Origin of the sequence: Microterricola viridarii (assembly GCF_001542775.1) — a bacterium.
GTDB classification, from domain to species: Bacteria; Actinomycetota; Actinomycetes; order Actinomycetales; family Microbacteriaceae; genus Microterricola; species Microterricola viridarii_A.
Genome location: NZ_CP014145.1, coordinates 1,525,167 through 1,544,757 on the forward strand (window position 1 = coordinate 1,525,167; position 19,591 = coordinate 1,544,757).

Below are 19,591 nucleotides of genomic sequence, written 5' to 3' on the forward strand. Positions count from 1 at the left end.
TCGCGGCACGCGAAAAGTCTCGCGGCCCCCGACATACTGGGGGCCGCGAGACTTTTCAAGGGCCGCGAGGGCTCTGTGCCGTTGCGCTAGGCGCTGACCGCCTCAGCGAACTGCTGCGCGGATGCCGCGGCGCGCTCGGCCCGGTTCACGGCCGACACGACGGCCTTCAGCGAGGCCACCGAGGTGTCAGCGTCGATGCCGACGCCCCACAGCCGCTGGCCGTTCACCTCGAGCTCGACGTAGGACGCGGCCTGGGCGTCACCGCTGGCAGAGAGCGTGTGCTGCGAGAAGTCGAACAGCTCGACCTTGACGCCGCGGTCGGTCAGCACCGAGAGGAACGCCGCGATCGGGCCGTTGCCGACGCCCTGCGCGGTGTCGGTGGCTTCGCCGTCGCGCACCTCGACCTCGAGGTGCACCGAGTCACCCTTGTGGGTGGTGACGGTGGAGACCAGCTCGAACCGGCCCCAGCGCTCGGCGTCGGAGGCGGCAGCCTCGTCGCCGCTCGGCAGGTACTCGTCGCGGAAGATGGTCCAGATCTGCTCGCTGGTCAGCTCTCCGCCCTCTGCGTCCGTCGTGGCCTGCACGACACCGGAGAACTCGATCTGCAGGCGGCGCGGCAGGTCCAGCGAGTGGTCGTTCTTCAGCAGGTAGGCGACGCCGCCCTTGCCGGACTGCGAGTTGACACGGATGACGGCCTCGTAGCTGCGGCCGAGGTCCCTCGGGTCTACGGGCAGGTACGGCACGGCCCACTCGATGTCATCGACCGAGACGCCGCGCTCTGCGGCATCCGCAGCCATCTGCTCGAAGCCCTTCTTGATGGCGTCCTGGTGCGAACCGCTGAACGCCGTGTACACGAGGTCGCCAGCCCAGGGGCTGCGCTCGGGCACAGGCAGCTGGTTGCAGTACTCGGCGGTGCGCTTGACCTTGTCGATGTCGGAGAAGTCGATCTGCGGGTCGACGCCCTGGGTGAACATGTTGATGCCCAGGGCGACCAGGTCGACGTTTCCGGTGCGCTCACCGTTGCCGAACAGGCAGCCCTCGATGCGGTCGGCGCCGGCCAGGTAGCCGAGTTCGGCCGCGGCGACGGCGGTGCCGCGGTCGTTGTGCGGGTGCAGGCTGAGGATCACGTTCTCGCGGTGCGCCAGACGGCGGCTCATCCACTCGATCGAGTCGGCGTAGACGTTGGGGCTGGCCATCTCGACGGTGGCGGGCAGGTTGATGATGACCTTGCGCTCGGCCGTCGGCTCGAAGACCTCGATGACCTGGTTGCAGATGTCGAGGGCGAACTCGAGCTCGGTGCCGGTGTAGCTCTCGGGCGAGTACTCGTAGTAGATGTCGGTGCCGGGAACGGTCGCCTCCATCGAGCGGCACTTGTGCGCACCGTGCAGGGCGAGGTCGATGATGCCCTGCTTGTCCTGGCGGAACACGACGTCGCGCTGCAGCACGCTGGTGGAGTTATAGAGGTGCACGATGGCCTGCTTGGCGCCGACGAGCGATTCGTAGGTGCGCTCGATCAGGTGGTCACGAGCCTGCGTCAGCACCTGGATGGTGACGTCGTCGGGGATCGCGTCCTCTTCGATCAGGCTGCGCACGAAGTCGAAGTCGGTCTGGCTCGCGCTCGGGAAGCCGACCTCAATCTCCTTGTAGCCCATGCCGACCAGCAGGTCGAACATGACGCGCTTGCGCTCGGGGCTCATCGGGTCGATCAGTGCCTGGTTGCCGTCGCGCAGGTCGACGGCGCACCAGCGGGGCGCCTCGGTGATGCGCTTGGTGGGCCAGGTGCGGTCCGGCAGTTCGACGGCGAACTGATCGTTGTACGCACGGTAACGGTGCACCGGCATTGCGGATGCAGTCTGGTTGTTCTTCATGATGTCTCTCATCTCCTCGCGAGTGGTGGTCAGCCAACGACAAACTCCGCGACGAGGGAGGCCTCAGATTAGGACTCGTCGCGGCAGCTAAGGAGGAGCAGACCGTGGAACACGCTTTCAGGCTAGCACCTCCCGCGCGGGCTGCGGGCCACGTGACGCCCACTCGAAAAATCAGGCAGTGGGTGTGCGCTGAGCGCCTCTGTGCTCGCGGGCGTCCCACGCCATGCGCATGCCACCACGCAGCGACACCCCCGGCAGGTAGGCCCGCACGATGGCCGAGGCGATGGCCGGCAGCTCGACGGGATCCGGGAAGGCGATGCTCACGGGCTCGAAGCGCGGGCGGAACTTGCGCTTGAACCGGAGCAGCGAGCTGAAGCCGTAGACAGGCTCGAGTGCGTCACTCACGAACCGCCGCACGCGCTCCGCCGCGCTGCCCTGCGATTCTCCCGTCCCGGCGAAGGGTGCGGTGGACAGGCTGACGAAACGAGCGCCCTGCCGCCCCGCCCGCTCGACCATTGAGGCGATGAGGAACTCCATGACCCCGTTCATGGAACCGTCCCTGCGCCGCATCACATCCAGGGTCCAGCCGTCGATCACGGGGTCGGCAGAGAGATCGACCGCGGATGCCGCCGGCCGCCAGCTCGGCATCCAACTCGTCACAGCCTCGACGCGCCCGTCGGGCCGCACAGCCAGCAGCAGGCGCGTCTCCGCGTCGGCCATCTCGTCGAGGCCGCCCAGCGTGAAGCCCATCTCCGGGAGGCCACGATCGGCCACCCACTCCTCGGAGATCTCGGCGATCTGTGCCCGCTGCGCGAGGGAGAGCTCGCTCCACGGCGTCCACACTGCCTCGATCCCGGCTCGCTCTGCCCGGTGGATCGAGGAGCGCACGTCCTGCCAGGCCTTGCCCACCAGCGACCAGCTCGCCGGGGAGAGCACCGCCTCCTCCCCCACACGCACGCTCGACCAGCCCAGGGCTGCGAACAGGGGCAGGTACTCGCCATGCACGGCGTAGAAGACCGGCGTGCGACCGCGCTCGTCGCAGTATTCCGCGAATTCGCGGATGGCCGACATCCGTTGCTCTGCTGAGCAGACCGGCTCTGTCACGGTCAGGGCGAAGCGGCCGACGAGCACGTAGGCGATGGCTGCCTGGCCGTCGCGCGCCGTCCAGTGCAGCATTCCCGGCCACAACCCCATATGGCCCAGGCTGCCCCCTCCGCCGGCATGCCGCAGCTGCCGGTAGCGTTGCGCCGACCCGGTGGCTGCCTCGCGGGGCGGAGAGCGCAGCACCCAGAATGTCGTGCACGCCAGCACGGCCCAGACCAGCGGGCCCACCCAGAAGTACGCGGCGCGTGCGGCCGCCGACACCGGCACGAACTCCAGGCTCCGCTCCGCCAGGAACCCGACGGGCACGAACCGTTCCGCCAGATCGTCGACCAGCATCGCCGGCGTGGCAGGCGGCGCGAACCCTGCCGGGTCGATCAGGCCGACGGCGAAGTAGATCCCGCTGCCGATCAGGCCTGCCCCGAGCACAACCCACAGCGCGAGCAGGGCGCGCTCGTGCTCAATGCGCACGGCGAAGTTCGCCCGGAACACGAAGAGCATCCCCGCGACCGCCACCGGAACCACGGTCGACACGGCGAGTGTGACGAGGAACTCCCAGTGCCCGGCGCTGCTGAGGTCGAGGAGCTGGTCGTTGCCCGCGCTGGGCAGGAACCCGTAGTAGAAGGCGGCGAGACCCGCCATCAGCAGGTTGATCCCGATCGCGATCACCAGCGCGGCGCGGCGCCCGTGCTGCAGGCCGCGCGCCGCCAACACGAGCACCAGCAGCGGGAGGATGCTGAGCAGCAACGGCCCCGGGCCGTCCAGCCGGTCGGCGGCGAGCGGCGGCGAGCTCTGCGGCAGGAAAAGCACGCCGAGCGGGGAGAGCGGCCCGAGCCGGTGCGGGGAGAGCATCGTGATGACGGGGCCGACGGCGACGATCATGACGATCACGCCGACCAGGGTGCGGATCTCGTGCACGCTGCTGCGCACGAAGCGCGTCTGCGGCCGGCGGCCCGCGATGTAGGGGCCGAGCAGAAGCCCACTGACCGCGGCGATCAGCCGGTGCACGTCGCCGGCCTGGCCTGAGAACAGAACGAGGGCCAGGAGCGTGGCGAAGCCAATCACCCGGATGCGACGGCGCCAGAGCGGCCCGGAGGCGGCGCTGGCGACCATGATTGTGCCGACGACCGGCACGAGCACCTCGAGCAGTGCGGTGCCGTAGACATGCCGCCCCCAACGCTCGCCGCTCGTGTAGAGCAGCCTCTCGAGCGTGAGCCCGATCACAATCGCGATGGCGCCGGTGCTGAGGTAGGCGAGCAGAGTGCGGGCGCTGCCGATCACCCTCTCGGAGTACGACACCAAGATGAGGATTCCCGCGGCGCCGAGTACGGCGGCCAGGATTCCGCCGCCCATGAACACTCCGGAGATCGGGGAGAACCACTGCCCGTGGCGGAACACGGATTCCGCGCTGCCGCTCAAGGTCGCCAGCAAGGCGTGTTCGCGCACGCCGAAGCCGAAGTGCAGCACGGCGGGCGCCAGAACGGTCACGGCGAGCAGCACCAGGGTGAGGGGGTAGCGCCGCAGCAGGTGCCGGAATGACCGGGGGCTGGTAGCTGCGAGCTGCGCACCGGCGTCAGCCATGGCTGGCCGCCGGCGAAAGCCCGAGGCGCGGCAGCAGCACCGCGAGTCCCTGTGCGAAGCCGTAGGCACCGGTGTGCCAGTCGTGCCCGGTGCCCGGCGACGTGAACAACGAGGTGGCGATGCCGGCCGCATCTGCCCCGGCCCGCAACGTCGTGGTGTACGCCTGGAACTGTTGGTCGGATGCGCCGATGGCGAACACGCCGACGGTATCGGCGAAGGGCGTTTGGCGTTTCATGATGGCGAGCGGCTGGGCGGCGTCGAAGGCAGCGACCGAGCCGGCGAAGCCCTTCGCGACGGTCGTTGCCTGGTCGCCGATGTTCGGCCCGAGCTCGGGGGCGATCGCAAGGAACGAGCCGAAGAGTTGGTTGAACCCGGTGCCGAGTTGCACAGCGCATGTGGCGCCCTGGGAGAACCCTGCGATCGCCCAGTGGGTACGCCCCTGGGCGACGTTCAGCGTGGAGCGGATCCAGTTGGGCACGTCGACGGAGAGGTAGCTGGCGGAGTTGCCGAGCGCGGAGTCGACGCACATCGGGTTGTTGGCGGGGTCGCCGAGCTGGTCGGGCACCACGACGATCGGTGCCAGCCCACGGTCGGCGGCAGCGGCGGCGTCCAGCTGTGATTGCAGCTTGCCCCCCTCGAAGACGTCGCTCGGGCTGCCCGGCTGCCCAGAGAGGGCGATGATCACCGGCAGCCTCGGCGGGTTGGCCACGAGGGCGGCGGGCGGCAGGTAGACCAGCGCCGGCCGGGCGGCGAAGTGTGAGGTGGTGGCGGGGATCGTGACCTGGTGCACCGTTCCCGTGGCCGGGAGGTTGGCCGGTGGCTGCCAGTCGGCCAGCTGTTGGGCCTGCGCCGCCTCGGTGTCCTGCTCGGTGTTCGAGGACGCCCGGGACGGCAACAGTGCGCTGCTGTAGCTGTTGAGGCCGAGCGCCTGCTGCACAGTGGCGTAGCGGCCAAAGTCGATGTTGATCAGTGTGGCGGCCACCAGCAATGCGCTCAATACCAGCCCGACCGCCCCGAGCCGGTGCCAGGCCCCGCGCCGCGTCATGGCCAGGAGACCGACCCCGATCGCCGCGAAGCCGAGTGCCACGGCGGAGTGCACGGCGAGGCTCAGGCCGACCCCGAAGACGTCCCACACCTCGCTGACAAGCCAGCACAGCAGCCAGCCGAACGCCCCTCCTATCGTGGCCGCCACCATCACGGCCGCACTCCAACGTGCGGTGGTCCAGCCGCGTTCACCCCGGCGCACGACGGTCAGGCCGAGCAGGGCGAGCGCAATGGCGAACACGGCGACGACGAACCATCCGCTGGTGACGCTGGCGTTCAGCAGGGTGTTCAGCACGGTGCAATTCTCACTCCGCCTGGTGCACCCTTGCTGAACGCCGGCTGATAGTTTGTCGGGCTAGTCCACCGAGAGCGCGAGCATCGGCGAGACGGTCGTCGCCCGGCGGGCGGGGGCGAGCGAGGCCAGAACCGTGAGCACGGCGCCAGCCATCACGGTGGCGGCGAGCAGCGGCCAGGGCAGTGCGGGTGCCATCAGTTCGCCGCTGATCGAGCCGAGCAGCGACTGCGCACCTGCCCAACCGTAGAACACGCCGAGTACGAGGCCGAGGCCGATAGCGGCGATCGTCATCTGGGCGCTCTCGGCCAGGATCATCGCGCGCACCTGCCGCCCGGTGAAGCCGAGCGCGCGCAGCAGGCCGAGCTCGCGGGTGCGCTGCAGCACGCTGAGCGAGAGGTTGTTGACCAGGCCGATCGCGGCGATCACCGCGCTGAATCCGACCAGGCCGAGGAAGATCGAGGTGGTCAGCGTCACCGATTGGTCGATGACGGCCGCCATCTCTGGGCTGTCGGCAAAGGAGTCGAGCACCATCGAGCGGTAGCTCTCCATCGTGACGGCGAACATCACCACCAGTGTCACCCCGATGACGAGGCCGATGGTGGCCCGAGTGCTGCGCTCCGGGAACCGCACGGCGTTCTCCGCGGCGAGCCGCGACGTCGCCCCGGAGCCGAACAGCCGGCCGACCATGCGGAGCACCGGCGGCATCACCAGGTGGGCGCCGAGCACGATGCCGGTGAAGGAGAGCAGACCGCCGGTGAAGGCGATCAGCAGTCCGCCGACGAAGGAGAGCCCGACGATCACGCCGAGAGCGAGCAGCGCGAAACCGACCAGCACGAGCAGCGCGGCGAAGACGTTGCGGACGGTGCGCCGCCTGCCCTGCTGTTGGCTGCTCTCGACCGCCGCCCCTGTCGCCTCCATCGGCGAAACGGTGACCACGCGACGCGAGCCCACCCAGGCCGCCGCCCAGGTGACGAGTGCGACAACCGCAACGGGCAGCGCGACGACCGGGTCGAGCAGATGGTACTCGAGGGCGGGCAGCCAGGCCTGCTGGATGCCGACCGCGACCGCGGCGACGCTGAGGAGCATGCCGACGGCCAGCCCGACGAGTGCGCCGGCAGCCCCGACGAGCAGCCCCTCTGTCGCGACGGCCCTGCGCACGGTTCCGGCCTTGGCCCCGATCAGGCGAAGCAGCGCAATCTGGCGCACCCGGCCGGCGACGATCGTTGAGAACGTGTTGGCGGTGACGATTGCGCCGACGTAGAAGGCGATCACGGTGAAGACCGTGGTGACGAGGGAGAGGGCGAGCCGGACGGAGTCGGACTGCCCGACGACGTCTGATTGCACGGTCGTCGCGATGATGCCGGTCGCTTGCAGCAGCACCACGCCGAATGCGCTGCTCAACGACGCGACCACGAGGGTCGAGGCGTGGTCGCGTGTGTGGGCGCCGAACTTGTGGGCCGAGGAGGGGCCAGACATCAGAGTGCCGCCTCCATACCCAACATGATGCGGGAGATCTCTTCCGCGGAGGAGCGCGGGCGGTCGTCGACGACGCGGCCGTCGGCGAGGAAGAGGATGCGGTCGGCGTAGCTGGCCGCGATCGGGTCGTGGGTGACCATCGCGATGGACTGCGAGTAGTCCCGCGCGGCGGTGGCCAGCAGCGCGAGCACCTCGCGCCCGGTGCGCGAGTCCAGGGCACCGGTCGGCTCGTCGGCGAAGACCAGGTCGGGCCGGGTGGCGAGGGCGCGGGCGATGGCGACGCGCTGCTGCTGCCCACCGGAGAGCTGGTGCGGCCGGTGGCTCAGTCGGTTGAGCAGCCCGAGCGAGGTGACGAGGTGGTCGACCCACTCCCGTTCCTTCGCGCTCGGCCGCCGGCCGTCCAACTCGAACGGCAGCAGAATGTTGCCGAGCACGTCGAGGGTGGGCACCAGGTTGAAGGACTGGAACACGAAGCCGACCCGGCGCCGACGCAGCACAGTGAGGGCGCTGTCGCCCATGGCCGTGATCTCGGTGTCGCCGAGCCACACCTGCCCGGCCGAGGCGGTGTCGAGCCCGGCCATGACGTGCATGAGCGTGGACTTGCCGGAGCCGCTCGGGCCCATGATGGCGGTGAACTCGCCGTGCCTGATGCCGATGGAGACATCGTCGAGCGCGGCGACCGCCCCCGAACCTGTTCCGTAGCGTTTGCTGAGGTGTGCGACCCGGGCGATCAGCCCGATATCCGTGGTGTTCATTCCCATGCTTCAACGTTAGGAAGCATGCGACGGCGGCGCGTCAGGCCACGGGGCCATCGGCATCCGCCGCAGGGATGACCGTGGGTCAGTCGACGAGATTATGCTCGAACGCGAAAACCACCAGCTGCACGCGGTCGCGCAGGCCGAGCTTGCCGAGGATCCGCGACACATGCGTCTTCACGGTCGCCTCGCTGAGGAACTCGCGTGCCGCGATCTCGGTGTTGCTCAGGCCCTTCGCGGTGAGCAGGAAGATCTCTCCCTCGCGCGGGGTGAGCGTGCCGAAGCGCGCCGGGGCGTCCCGCTGCGGGGCGCGGGCCGCGAAGTGCTCCAGCAGTTCGCGGGTCGCCGAGGCGGCGATGACGGCGTTGCCGGCGTGCACGGTGCGAATCGCAGCGAGCAGGAACTCCGGGTCTGCGTCCTTCAGCACGAAGCCGCTGGCGCCGGCCCGGATCGCGCGGGCCGCGCTCTCGTCCAGGTCGAAGGTGGTCAACACGAGCACGCGGGGCTGGGCGGCCCGGCGGCCACGATCGCCTCCGTCGCGGCGATGCCGTCCAGCTGCGGCATCCGGATGTCCATCAGCATGACGTCGGGGCGCGCAGACGCCGCCAACTCGACTCCTGCCAGACCATCGCCGGCCTCCCCCACGAACTCGAGGTCGGGCTGCGATTCGACCAGCATGCGGATGCCGGCCCGGAACAGCGCCTGGTCGTCGACGAGTGCAACGCGGATGCGCGTCATGGGGTGCCTTCCAATAGGGACGGTTGAGGGCGGCCCCGCTGGGGATCCAGGCGATGACCTCGAAGAGCCCCGCGCCGGTGCCGCCGGCGGTGAAATTGCCACCGGTGAGCAGGGCGCGTTCGCGCATGCCCGGGATGCCGTGGCCAAGCGATGCGGGGGCGGGAGCCGGCGCCTGCTTGCGCGCGCGGCTCGTGATGGTGACGCGCACGCCGCCGTTGATCCACTGCAGCGCCAGCCCGACCGGCTGGGTCGCGTCGCCGTGCCTGAGCGCGTTTGTGAGTGCCTCCTGCACGATGCGGTAGACGGCGATCTGGTGGCTGGCGCTCATCGGCAGCACGGCCCCTGTTGAGGAGACGTCGATCTTCAGGCCGGTCGCCCGCAACTGTTCGATCAGCCGTTCCAGGTCGTGGATGGTCGGCTGCGGGCCCTCGGCCTCCGAGTGCCGCAGCTCGGTCAGCAGCAGCCGCACATCGGCGAGGGCCTCCCGCGCGGTCGCCGCGATGGTACTGAGGCTGGTGGCGGCCAGCTCCGGGTTGCCCTGGGCCGCGTACCTCGCGCCGTCCGCCTGGGCGATGACGACGGCCAGCGAGTGCGCGACGACATCGTGCATATCGCGGGCGATGCGGTTGCGCTCCTGCTCGACCACCACGGCGTACTCGGCGCGCTCCGCCTCACGCTCGGCCTCGATCTGCTGCAGCTTGCTCTCGCGCGAGAGCCGGCGCGCACTCGCCAGCATCCCGAGCATCCAGGGCAGTGCGAGCACCGCGAAGGAGGCGAACAGCGTGAACAAGAACATGCCGGACCAGAGGTCGCTCGCCGTTCCGCCCCGGCTGACCGGCAGCCAGGCCATCAGGTACAGCGCAGAGAGCACGGCGCCCAGAATGGCGGATGCCAGGCCGAGCCGCCGGACGAGCCGGCTGCCGTAGGCGCCGACCGCGTAGAGCACCATGAGGATCGCCAGGTTGCCCGGCTGCACATCGCGCAACGCCACCATCTGCAGCACGGCTCCCGCCCAGGCGAGGCTGAGCGAGAGCGTTGGCGAGAGCCGGCGCAGCGCCAACGCCACCGAGTACAGGCCCAACACCACCAGGTCGGCGGCAACCGCCCAGCCCGATACGGGCGCGGCCATGCCGACGACGAGCAGCGCGAAGAACGCGAAGAACAGGCCCGCGCCGATGAAATCGGCGACGCGCTGCGGCAGTGTCAGGGTGCGGAACACGCCTTAGAAGCCGAGTCGGCCGAGCAGCTTGGGGTCGCGCTGCCAGTCCTTGGCCACCTTGACACGCAGCGAGAGGAACACCTTGCGCCCCAGCAGCTTCTCGATCTGGGCGCGGGAGGTGGCGCCGACATCTTTCAATCGGCTGCCGCCCTTGCCGATGATGATGCCCTTCTGGCTGTCGCGCTCGACGAAGAGGTTCGCGTAGATCTCCAGCAGGTCCTGGTCTTCGCGCTCGATCATGTCGTCGATCGTGATGGCGATGGAGTGCGGCAGCTCGTCGCTGACGCCCTCGAGCGCTGCCTCGCGGATGAACTCGGCGATGCGGTCCTCGAGGCCCTCATCGGTCACGGCCTCTGCCGGGTAGAGCGGCGCGCTGGAGACGGGCAGCAGCTTGAGCAGCTCCTCGCTCAACACGTCGAGCTGGATGTCGTCGATCGCAGAAATCGGGATGATCGCCGCCCAGTCGCGCAGCTTCGAGACGGCCAGCAGCTGCTCGCCGACCTTGTCCTTGGAGACCTTGTCGAGCTTGGTGACGATGGCCACCTTCTTGGCGCGCGGGAACTCGTCCAGCTGGGTGTTGATGAAGTTGTCGCCGGGCCCGATCGGCTCGTCGGCCGGGATGCACAGGCCGATCACGTCGACGTCGCCGAGGGTGGACTGCACGAGGCTGTTCAAGCGCTCACCGAGCAGCGTGCGCGGGCGGTGGATGCCGGGGGTGTCGACGAGGATCAGCTGGCCGTTGTCGCGGTGCACGATGCCGCGGATGGCGCGGCGGGTGGTCTGCGGCTTCGAGCTGGTGATGGCGACCTTCTCGCCGACGAGCGCGTTGGTCAGCGTGGACTTGCCGACGTTGGGGCGGCCGACGAACGAGACGAAGCCCGCCCGGTATCCGGCTGGCGTGCCCTCTGTGGGAGTGGCGTCGGTCATGGTTGTACTCCTTCATTCTGCTGAGCGGTGTGCGCAGCGGGAAAAGCATTGTGCGCCGCCGGGAAGGCGTTCTGCGCGTTCGTGAGGGCCTCGTCGCGTTCGACGAGCACCGTGCTGATGCGCTTGCGGCGCCCCTCTGTGCGTTCTGCGGTCAGGGTGAGCCCGCTGACGGTGGCGCTGGATCCGGTGACGGGCAGGCGGCCGAGGGCCTTGGCGAGCAGGCCGCCGACCGAGTCGACGTCGTCATCGTCCAGTTCCAGTCCGAACAGCTCGCCGAGCTCGTCAACCGGCAGCCGCGCGGCGACCCGGTAGCGGGCGCCACCGAGCTGCTCGACCTCGACGACCTCGCGGTCGTACTCGTCGGAGATGTCGCCGACGAGTTCCTCGATCAGGTCCTCCAGCGTCACCAGCCCGGCGATGCCGCCGTACTCGTCGACCACCATGGCGAGGTGGTTGGATTCCAGCTGCATCTGGCGGAGCAGGTCATCGGCCTTCTTGGACTCGGGAACGAACAGCGCGGGGCGGGCAAGTTCGGCCATCTCGATGGTGCCGGAATCGGGCCCGCGCTGGAAGCTCTCCTTGGCGACATCCCGCAGGTAGAGCACGCCGAGCACGTCGTCGACCTCGCCGGCCATCACCGGCATCCGCGAGACACCGGAGCTGAGGAACAGCGACATGGCGGTGCCGAGGTCTGCGCTGCCGGAGATGGTGACCATGTCGGTGCGCGGGATCATCACCTCGCGCACGACGGTGTCGCTGAATTCGAAGATGGAGTGGATCAGCTCGCGGTCGTCCTCCTCGAGCACGTCGAGCTCTGTGGCCTGGTCGACCATGCTGAGCAGCTGCTCCTCAGTGGCGAAGGTGCCGAGCTTCGGGCGCCCGGGGGTGACGCGGTTGCCGAGGGCCACGAGTGCGTTCGCGACAGGGCCGAGCGCCACCCGCAGAATGTGCACGACCAGAGCGGTCAGGCGCAGCAGGCCGACGGGGTGGGCGCGGCCGACGCTGCGTGGGCTGGTGCCGACCAGCACGAACGACACCGCGGTCATGATCAGCGCCGAGAGCACGAGGGCGACCCACACCTCGTCGAAGGTGGATGCCAGGGCGAGCGTGACCAGCACGGCCGCCGTCGTCTCGGCGATGATGCGCATGAAGTTGATGGCGTTGATGTGCGCGCCGGGGTCGGCGGCGATGGCCCGCAACGAGACCTTTGCCCGCGCCCCATCGGCCATCTCCTCGATGTCGGCGCGCGACAGCACGGTGATGGCGGCGTCGACGGCCGCCATCAGGCCGCCGAAGGCCACCAGTACGAAGGCGAGGACGATGAAGAGGATGGCCATGCGTTAGCGCTGACGCTCCTGTGCGGCGAAACCGGCGAGAATCTCGCGCTGCAGGCCGAACATCTCCTTCTCCTCGTCGGGTTCGGCGTGGTCGAAGCCGAGCAGGTGCAGGATTCCGTGCGTGGTGAGCAGCTGCAGCTCGGCGAGCGTGGAGTGGCCGGCCGTCTCGGCCTGTGCCTGCGCAACCTGGGGGCAGAGCACGATGTCGCCGAGCAGACCGGGTGGCGTCGGGGCGTCCTCGGTGCCGGGGCGCAGCTCGTCCATGGGGAAGCTCAGCACGTCGGTCGGGCCCGGCTCATCCATCCACTGCACGTGCAGCTGCTCCATGGCGCCCTCGTCGACCAGCACGACGGCGAGTTCGGCGTCGGCGTGTACGTGCAGGGCGTCCAGGGCGTAGACGGCGAGGCGCTGGATGGCGGCCTCATCGACGGGGATGGCCGACTCGTTGTTGATCTCAATGCTCATAGTTGTGTTGCCTTTCAGGCGCGGGGGCCGTGGCCCTGCTGGCGATCGCGCGGGGCGCCGCTGCGGCGCTCCGCCCGGTTCGCGAATTCTCTGGCCTCTTCACGCTCGAAGCGGAGGGCTTGTTTCTTGGCGTCGTACTCGGTGTAGGCGTCGACGATGCGGCCGACCAGCGAGTGCCGCACCACGTCCTCGCTGCCCAGTCGGGCGAAGGCGATGTCGTCGATGCCGTCGAGCACCCGGGTGACCAGGCGCAGACCGGATGCCCCGGCGGGCAGGTCGACCTGGGTCACGTCGCCGGTGACGACCATCTTCGAGCCGAAGCCCAGCCGGGTCAGGAACATCTTCATCTGTTCCGGCGTGGTGTTCTGCGCCTCGTCAAGCACGACGAAGGCGGAGTTCAGGGTGCGGCCACGCATGTACGCGAGCGGGGCGACCTCGATGGTGCCGGATGCCAGCAGCTTGGGCAGCAGCTCGGGATCCATCATGTCGCTCAGTGCGTCGTAGAGCGGGCGCAGGTAGGGGTCGATCTTGTCGGTCAGGGTGCCGGGCAGGAAGCCCAGCCGCTCGCCCGCCTCGACGGCCGGCCGGGTGAGGATGATCCGATCGACCTCTTTGCGCTGCAGCGCCTGTACGGCCTTCGCCATCGCCAGGTAGGTCTTGCCGGTTCCGGCCGGGCCGATGCCGAAGACGATGCTGTTCTCGTCGATGGCGTCGACGTAGGCCTTCTGGCCGCGCGTCTTCGGCCGGATGCTCTTGCCCTTGGAGGTGAGGATCGCCTGGCCGAGCACGTCGTTCAGCGTGACGCCCTGCTCGGCCTCGAGGATGCGGGCAGAGCTCGACACCTCGTGCGGGCTCATGTCCTGACCGTCGCGCATGGCAGACTGCAGCTCCTCGATCAGTCGGGCGACGGCCTGCACCTGCGAGCTCGGGCCGCTGAGAGTGATCTCGTTGCCGCGGGCGTGCACTGCGACATCCGGGTACTCGTTCTCGACGGTGGAGAGCAGTCGATCCTGTGCGCCGAACAACCGCACCATGGCGATGCCGTCGATGAGGAGTCGTTTCTCGACGCTCGGTTCGGCGCCGTGCTCAGGTGATTCCTGCTTAGATGCCGACAAGCGAGCCCTCCTTGAAGGTTCCGGCGAGCACGTGGGCGTGCACGTGGAACACGGTCTGACCGGACTCGGCGCCGGTGTTGAAGATGAGGCGGAACTGGCCGGGGGTCTTGCCCTCCGGTGCCAGCTCCTCTGCCACCTGCGAGGCGACGGCGACCATCTCGGCCAGCAGGGCCGGGTCGCCGGCCGCCAGCTCGACCACGTTGGCGTACTCCTGCGTCTTCGTGGTCACGACGACGTGCAGCGGCGCCTGCGGCGCGATGTCCTGGAATGCGATGACATTATCGGTCTCGGCCACGATGGTGGCCGGGATCTCGCGCGCGACGATGCGGCTGAAGATGGTGGGCTCGAGTGAAGTCATGACTCCATCTTAAGGCGCGCTACCAGCGGCCGAGGTGAGCACTCAGCACCGAGAGAGCGGCGGCGCCGGCCGTTGAGGTGCGCAGCACGGTGGAGCCGAGGCGTACCAGGGTCGCCCCGGCGGCCTGCAGCCGCTCCAACTCGTTCGGGGCGATGCCGCCCTCCGGACCGACCACGAGCACGATGTCGAGCTCTGCGTCGTGCCCGGCGCTGTGCGCTGTCCACTCGGTGAGCGCGAGCTCCGCCGTGGGTTCCAGCACCAGCATCCGGCTCGTCGCGGCGAGCCTCTCCAGGTCCTTGCTGGAGAACAGCGTGGTCACGTCGGGAAGCCAGGCGCGGATCGACTGCTTGCTCGCCTCGCGCACGATGCTCGCCCAACGTTCCTGGCCCTTGGCGACCTTGGCGCCCTCCCAACGGGAGACGGAGCGCGCTGCGCTCCACGGGATGACGGCGTCCACGCCGAGCTCGGTGGAGGCCTGCACCGCCATCTCGTCGCGCCCGCCCTTGGCCAGGGCCTGCACGAGCACCAGCCGCGGGCTGGCCGGCTGCACGTTCTCGACCAGTTCGGCCTGGATGGCGAGCTCGCCGGCATCCGCCCGCACGACAGGGCCGGTCACGATCAGACCGCGGCCGTTGCCGATCGAGACCCGCTCGCCGACGCGGGTGCGGTTGACGGTGACGGCGTGCTTGGCCTCGGCCCCGATGACGGCGGCGAGGCCGGACTCCGCAACCTGAGCCGGGTCGAGGTCCTCACGCAGGAACAGCGAGCTCACCGGGATCAGCCCACGAACTTGTCGCGGAGCTTGGCGAAGAAGCCCTGGTGGAACTGGCTGAGCGAGGGCTCCGGGTGCTTGTGCATCTTGGAGAACTGCTCGATCAGGTCGCGCTCCTTGCCGTTCAGCTTGCTCGGGGTGACCACCTGGATGCCGATGCGCAGGTCGCCGCGGCCGGTGCCGCGCAGCTTGCCGACACCGCGGTCCTTGATCGTGATGACCTCCGCGCTCTGCGTGCCCGGCTTGAGCTCGAGCTCCACGTCGCCGTCGAGGGCGTGCAGGGTGGTGCTGGTGCCGAGGATGGCGTCGGTCATGGCCACCTCGAGGGTGGCCAGGAGGTCGTCGCCGTCTCGGCTGAAGACATCGTGGTGGCGCACCTTCATTTCGAGGTACAGGTCGCCGTTCGGGCCGCCGGCCGGGCCGGCCTCGCCGCTGCCGGGCATCTGCAGGCGCACACCGGTGTCGACACCGGCGGGGATGTCGACGGGAACGGTGCGACGGGCGCGCACGCGGCCCTGGCCGGAGCAGGTCAGGCAGGGGGTGGCGATGATGGTGCCGTAGCCGTGGCAGCTGCCGCAGGGGCTGGAGGTCATCACGTTGCCGAGCAGCGAGCGCACGGCGCGCTGGATGCTTCCGGTGCCGTGGCAGATGTCGCAGGTGATCGGGCTTGTGCCCGGGGCACAGCACGAGCCCTGGCAGGTCTCGCAGAGCACGGCCGTGTCGACCTCGATCTCGCGGTGCGTGCCGAAGATGATCTCGTCCAGGTCGAGCTCGACCCGGAGCAGTGCGTCCTGGCCGCGCTCCCGACGGGACCGCGGGCCGCGGCGGCCGCCGCCGCCTCCCCCACCGAAGAAGGTCTCGAAGATGTCGCCGAAGCCGCCGAAGTCACCTCCGCCACCGCCGCCGAATCCGCCCTGGCCGCCCATGTCGTAGTTCTGGCGCTGTTTGGCGTCACTCAGCACGTCGTAGGCGTGGGTGACAGATTTGAAGCGCTCGGATGCCTCGGCGCTGGGGTTCACGTCGGGGTGCAGTTCGCGGGCAAGCCGGCGGTACGCCTTCTTGATCTCGTCCGTCGTCGCGTCGCGCGCGACTCCAAGTACTTCGTAGTGGTCAGCCACTCCGGCCGTTCCTTTCCGGCCCCGGGCACAACGCGATCGGCGTGCGGTGCTGCGGGGCGATTCGTCTGACTAGTTTTCGCCCAAGAGTCTGGACAAGTACCGAGCGACCGCGCGGACGGCGGCCATGTTGTTGGAGTAATCCATGCGCAGCGGGCCGAGCACGCCCACCCGGGCCAGCTCTGAGCCGGCCGAGTGGTAGCTGCTGCTGAGCACGGAGGTCTCGCCGAGCCCGAAGGAGGCGTTCTCGCGCCCAATGCTCGCCGATACGCCGTGCTGGTCGCCGGCCATCTCACCGAGCAGGCGCAACAGCACCACCTGCTCCTCGATGGCCTCGAGCACGGGGAAGATGCTCCCCGTGAAGTCTTCTTCCGTGCGCACCAGGTTCGCGGCGCCGGCCATCACCAGACGGTCGGCCCTGTTGGCCAGCACCTGGTCGATGAGCGTGTCTGCGATGACGGCGGCCAGCCCGGCCAGCGGTTGCGGGGCGGCTGCGGCCAGCCCGGCCGCTGCGGCCGCGGCATCCGTCATGCCCAAACCGACCAGCGTCTCGTTCGCGGTGGCCCGCAGCCCCGCGAGCTGCGCCTCGCTGACATCGATGACGGTGTCGAGGACGCGCTGTTCGACCCGGCCGCTGTCGGTGATCAGCACCGACAGCATGCGGTTCTCGCTCAACCGCACGAGCTCAACGTGCTTCACCGTGGCCCGGCTGAGCGAGGGGTACTGCACCATCGCGACCTGGTGGGTGAGCTGCGAGAGCAGGCGCACCGTGCGCGCGAGCACCTCGTCGAGGTCGGCGGATTGGCCGAGGAAGGTCTCGATGGCGTGCCGCTGGGCGCTGCTCAGGGGGCGCACATCGCTCAGCTGGTCGACGAAGAGCCGGTAGCCCTTGTCGGTGGGGATGCGGCCTGAGGAGGTGTGCGGAGCGGTGATCAGCTCCTCCTCCTCCAGCTGCGCCATGTCGTTGCGGATGGTGGCGGCGGAGACTCCGAAGGAGTGCCGTTCGACGATGGACTTCGAGCCGACGGGCTCGCGTGACGATACGTAGTCCTGCACGATGACGCGCAGGACCTCGAGGCTTCGCTCTGAAACCATGTGCACCGCCTCCACTGTGCGTGCGAGAACCGGGGGCCGTCCGGTGCGGACAGCTGGCACTCACTACTCCTGAGTGCTAATCATATCGCGAGATGGCTGTGAGGAGCGTTGCCGCACGGCACCGGCGGGGCTAGCTTATGGGTGTGCGGGAAGCGCGCCCGCCGTCCCTCTGAATGGAAAGGGCCGATCATGACTGACCCCGCTGCCCCAATTCCCCCCTACGACCCGACCCAGCAGCCGCCGACGCCGCCCACGCCCCCGGCCCCGCCCGCCCAACCTGAGGTTCCCTACGGTGGGGCACCGACTCCCCCGGCCCCCGCCGTGCCGCCCGGCGCGCCGGCGAACCCGTACGCCAACACCGCTCCCCCGCCACCGCCTGCGCAGCCCGGCGCGCCGGGGAACCCCTACGCCAACACGGCGCCCCCGCGCCGCCGGCCCCACCGGAGAACCCGTACGCCAACCCGGCACCGGCCGCCCCGCTCAGCCAGGAGGCCGACATCCAGTGGGCCTCCTTCGCACACCTGGGCGGCATCCTGAGCTTCCTGCCCTCACTGATCATCTGGTTGATCTTCAAGGATCGCGGTCGCTTCACGAACACAGAGGCGAAGGAAGCGCTGAACTTCCAGCTCACCCTGCTGATGGCCCAGGTCGCGCTCTTCCTCATCGTCTCGGTGCTCGCGATCGCATCGTTCGGCATCCTGAGCTTCCTGTACAGCCTGTCCTGGCTGATCTGGCTGCTCGGCGTCATCTTCTCGATCATCGCCTTCGCCCAGGTGAAGGACGGGCGCGGCTACCGCTACCCGTTCGCGATCCGCATGATCAAGTAGACCGCTTCGGCGTTTTCTGCTGCATTCGCGTGGCGGCTATGCGAGAGTGGGAGCTTTCACAGGCCCGTTCGCACGCCGCCGCCCGAACGCGGTGTCCGCGAACTCGAACCGCGAACACAAACAAGGAGACACAATGTCCGCCGCACCGCCTCCCCCCGCCACGCCCTACCAGGGCCCGACTCAGCTGAGCCCGGCCGACGAGAAGCTCTGGGCGACGTTGATCCACGTCGGTGGCATCTTCTTCTCGTTCATCCCGTCGCTGGTCGGCTACCTGGTGCTCAAGGACAAGGGCCCGTTCATCCGCGCCCACGCCGCGAGTGCGCTGAACTTCCAGATCACGATGGCGATCGCATCGATCGTCGGATCGATCCTGATCTTCCTCGTCATCGGCTTCTTCATCCTCGCGGCCGTCAGCATCCTGATCATCGTGTTCAGCATCATCGCGGCCGTCAAAGCCAACGCGGGCGAGGCATACACGTACCCGCTGTCGATCAAGTTCGTCAGCTAGCTAGAGCAAGACTCTCGCCACAACAGAGAATGCGCCCCCGTTGAATCAACGGGGGCGCATTCTCTGTTGTGCCTGGAACTCGACTACTTCGCGCCAGCCTCGACGTAGCTGGTGTCGTTCATCGAAACAACCGTCCAGACGCCCTTCTTGTAGGTGAGCTTGTTCACGGCGGCGTTGGCGATGCCAGCGGGGAGGGTGCTGGTGTCGGCGCCCAGGGCGTCGAGGACGGCGATGATCGTGATGCCGCTGGAGACGACGAGCACGTTGCCGCCGCCCTTCTTGGCCTGGGCGGCCGCGATCTCGTTCAGCGAAGCCAGCGCGCGGGTGCTGACCTGCTCCTCGGTCTCAGCGAGCAGACCGCTGTCTGCATTCACCTCGACGATTGCGTTGAGGAAGTCGCTGACGGCCGGGCCCTTCACGAACGCGCCGACCGCTGCGCCGGTCGCGGCCTGAGTCTCACCCTCGAACTTTCCGAAGGCAACCTCGCGCAGGCGCTTGTCGCGCACGGGCTCGTCCTTGTAGCGCAGGGCGCTGAGCGCGAGCACGGCCGTCTCGTAGTGACGCACGTTGTCGGCCGAGTAGGCGGACTTGAACTTCACGCCGGCCTTGGCCAGCCCGGTGCCGAGCTGCGTGGCGACCAGCTCACCCTTCTCGGTGAGCGGTGAGTCCGACCAGCCCTGCATGCGGTGGGTCTTGTTGAGCCAGGTCTCACCGTGGCGGGTGAGGTAGATCGTGACCTCGGAGCCCTTGCCCGACTTATCGTTCGACGACTGGCTAGAAGACGGGGAATCCTTGCCATTGTCGGCGAACGCGGGAGCGGCCAGGGCGAGAGAGAAGAGCGTGGCGACGGCGGCGAGGCTCGCAATCGCGGTACGGAGTGCACGACGAGACGACATTGTCTGGGGTCCTTTCGAGGAACGGGGAACAGATGAACGCAGGCTATCTGAAAACCGAACGACGTTTGGTAACAATTCGACTTTGGTTCATGTGGCGCC

The 19,591-nt window shown here is 68.8% G+C and carries 16 protein-coding genes and 2 pseudogenes; 2 read left to right on the forward strand and 16 right to left on the reverse strand.

The genetic code is table 11. The annotated features are described in order from the left end of the window. Window positions 1-86 precede the first annotated feature (86 nt). The 15 genes and pseudogenes from leuA to hrcA all read right to left on the reverse strand — a co-directional run bounded on the left by leuA (window position 87) and on the right by hrcA (window position 17,261). Window positions 87-1,868 (reverse strand): 2-isopropylmalate synthase, encoded by a 1,782-nt coding sequence (leuA, locus tag AWU67_RS07055; protein WP_067227346.1) that lies wholly within the window; start codon window positions 1,866-1,868, stop codon window positions 87-89. A gap of 171 nt (window positions 1,869-2,039) precedes the next feature. Then, window positions 2,040-4,550 carry a bifunctional lysylphosphatidylglycerol flippase/synthetase MprF gene (locus AWU67_RS07060; RefSeq protein WP_067227347.1) on the reverse strand — a complete coding sequence of 837 codons (2,511 nt, stop codon included), beginning with the start codon at window positions 4,548-4,550 and terminating at the stop codon, window positions 2,040-2,042. Further along, window positions 4,543-5,889: an alpha/beta hydrolase gene (locus AWU67_RS07065; protein ID WP_067227348.1), complete on the reverse strand. Its 1,347-nt coding sequence runs from the start codon at window positions 5,887-5,889 to the stop codon at window positions 4,543-4,545. The genes AWU67_RS07060 and AWU67_RS07065 overlap by 8 nt, the downstream gene beginning before the upstream one ends. A gap of 60 nt (window positions 5,890-5,949) precedes the next feature. After that, a complete protein-coding gene (locus tag AWU67_RS07070) occupies window positions 5,950-7,365 on the reverse strand; it encodes an ABC transporter permease (protein WP_067227349.1) in 1,416 nt (471 codons plus the stop codon). Next, complete coding sequence (locus AWU67_RS07075; protein ID WP_067227350.1) at window positions 7,365-8,126, reverse strand: ABC transporter ATP-binding protein; 762 nt, start codon at window positions 8,124-8,126, stop codon at window positions 7,365-7,367. The genes AWU67_RS07070 and AWU67_RS07075 overlap by 1 nt, the downstream gene beginning before the upstream one ends. A gap of 79 nt (window positions 8,127-8,205) precedes the next feature. Next, window positions 8,206-8,858: pseudogene (locus tag AWU67_RS16920) on the reverse strand (response regulator). 496 nt (window positions 8,859-9,354) lie between these two features. Continuing rightward, window positions 9,355-9,987, reverse strand: a pseudogene (locus AWU67_RS17990) (DUF7134 domain-containing protein); the annotation flags it as partial. A gap of 93 nt (window positions 9,988-10,080) precedes the next feature. Further along, on the reverse strand, window positions 10,081-11,004 hold the full coding sequence (gene era / locus AWU67_RS07085) for a GTPase Era (RefSeq protein ID WP_067227352.1): 924 nt from the start codon (window positions 11,002-11,004) through the stop codon (window positions 10,081-10,083). Beyond that, window positions 11,001-12,341 (reverse strand): hemolysin family protein, encoded by a 1,341-nt coding sequence (locus AWU67_RS07090; RefSeq protein WP_067227353.1) that lies wholly within the window; start codon window positions 12,339-12,341, stop codon window positions 11,001-11,003. The genes era and AWU67_RS07090 overlap by 4 nt, the downstream gene beginning before the upstream one ends. Window positions 12,342-12,344: 3 nt before the next feature. Continuing rightward, window positions 12,345-12,806 (reverse strand): rRNA maturation RNase YbeY, encoded by a 462-nt coding sequence (ybeY, locus tag AWU67_RS07095; protein ID WP_067227354.1) that lies wholly within the window; start codon window positions 12,804-12,806, stop codon window positions 12,345-12,347. A gap of 14 nt (window positions 12,807-12,820) precedes the next feature. Beyond that, on the reverse strand, window positions 12,821-13,840 hold the full coding sequence (locus AWU67_RS07100; RefSeq protein WP_082717152.1) for a PhoH family protein: 1,020 nt from the start codon (window positions 13,838-13,840) through the stop codon (window positions 12,821-12,823). Window positions 13,841-13,907: 67 nt separating this feature from the next. Then, window positions 13,908-14,279, reverse strand: a complete 372-nt coding sequence (locus AWU67_RS07105) for an HIT domain-containing protein (RefSeq protein ID WP_067227356.1) — start codon at window positions 14,277-14,279, stop codon at window positions 13,908-13,910. Window positions 14,280-14,298: 19 nt separating this feature from the next. Then, a complete protein-coding gene (locus tag AWU67_RS07110) occupies window positions 14,299-15,051 on the reverse strand; it encodes a 16S rRNA (uracil(1498)-N(3))-methyltransferase (protein WP_067227357.1) in 753 nt (250 codons plus the stop codon). 5 nt (window positions 15,052-15,056) lie between these two features. Further along, a complete protein-coding gene (dnaJ, locus tag AWU67_RS07115; protein WP_067227358.1) occupies window positions 15,057-16,169 on the reverse strand; it encodes a molecular chaperone DnaJ in 1,113 nt (370 codons plus the stop codon). A 69-nt stretch (window positions 16,170-16,238) separates the two neighbouring features. Then, window positions 16,239-17,261 carry a heat-inducible transcriptional repressor HrcA gene (gene hrcA / locus AWU67_RS07120; RefSeq protein WP_067227359.1) on the reverse strand — a complete coding sequence of 341 codons (1,023 nt, stop codon included), beginning with the start codon at window positions 17,259-17,261 and terminating at the stop codon, window positions 16,239-16,241. A 557-nt stretch (window positions 17,262-17,818) separates the two neighbouring features. On the opposite strand from hrcA, the gene AWU67_RS17505 reads away from it, so the two are divergent. Continuing rightward, window positions 17,819-18,088 (forward strand): DUF4870 domain-containing protein, encoded by a 270-nt coding sequence (locus AWU67_RS17505; RefSeq protein WP_234407418.1) that lies wholly within the window; start codon window positions 17,819-17,821, stop codon window positions 18,086-18,088. Between the two features lie 133 nt (window positions 18,089-18,221). After that, window positions 18,222-18,596, forward strand: a complete 375-nt coding sequence (locus tag AWU67_RS07130) for a DUF4870 domain-containing protein (protein ID WP_067227360.1) — start codon at window positions 18,222-18,224, stop codon at window positions 18,594-18,596. An 83-nt stretch (window positions 18,597-18,679) separates the two neighbouring features. Here the strand turns inward: AWU67_RS07130 and AWU67_RS07135 are convergent, their stop codons facing one another. After that, window positions 18,680-19,492 (reverse strand): histidine phosphatase family protein, encoded by an 813-nt coding sequence (locus AWU67_RS07135; RefSeq protein ID WP_067227361.1) that lies wholly within the window; start codon window positions 19,490-19,492, stop codon window positions 18,680-18,682. Between the last annotated feature and the right edge of the window lie 99 nt (window positions 19,493-19,591).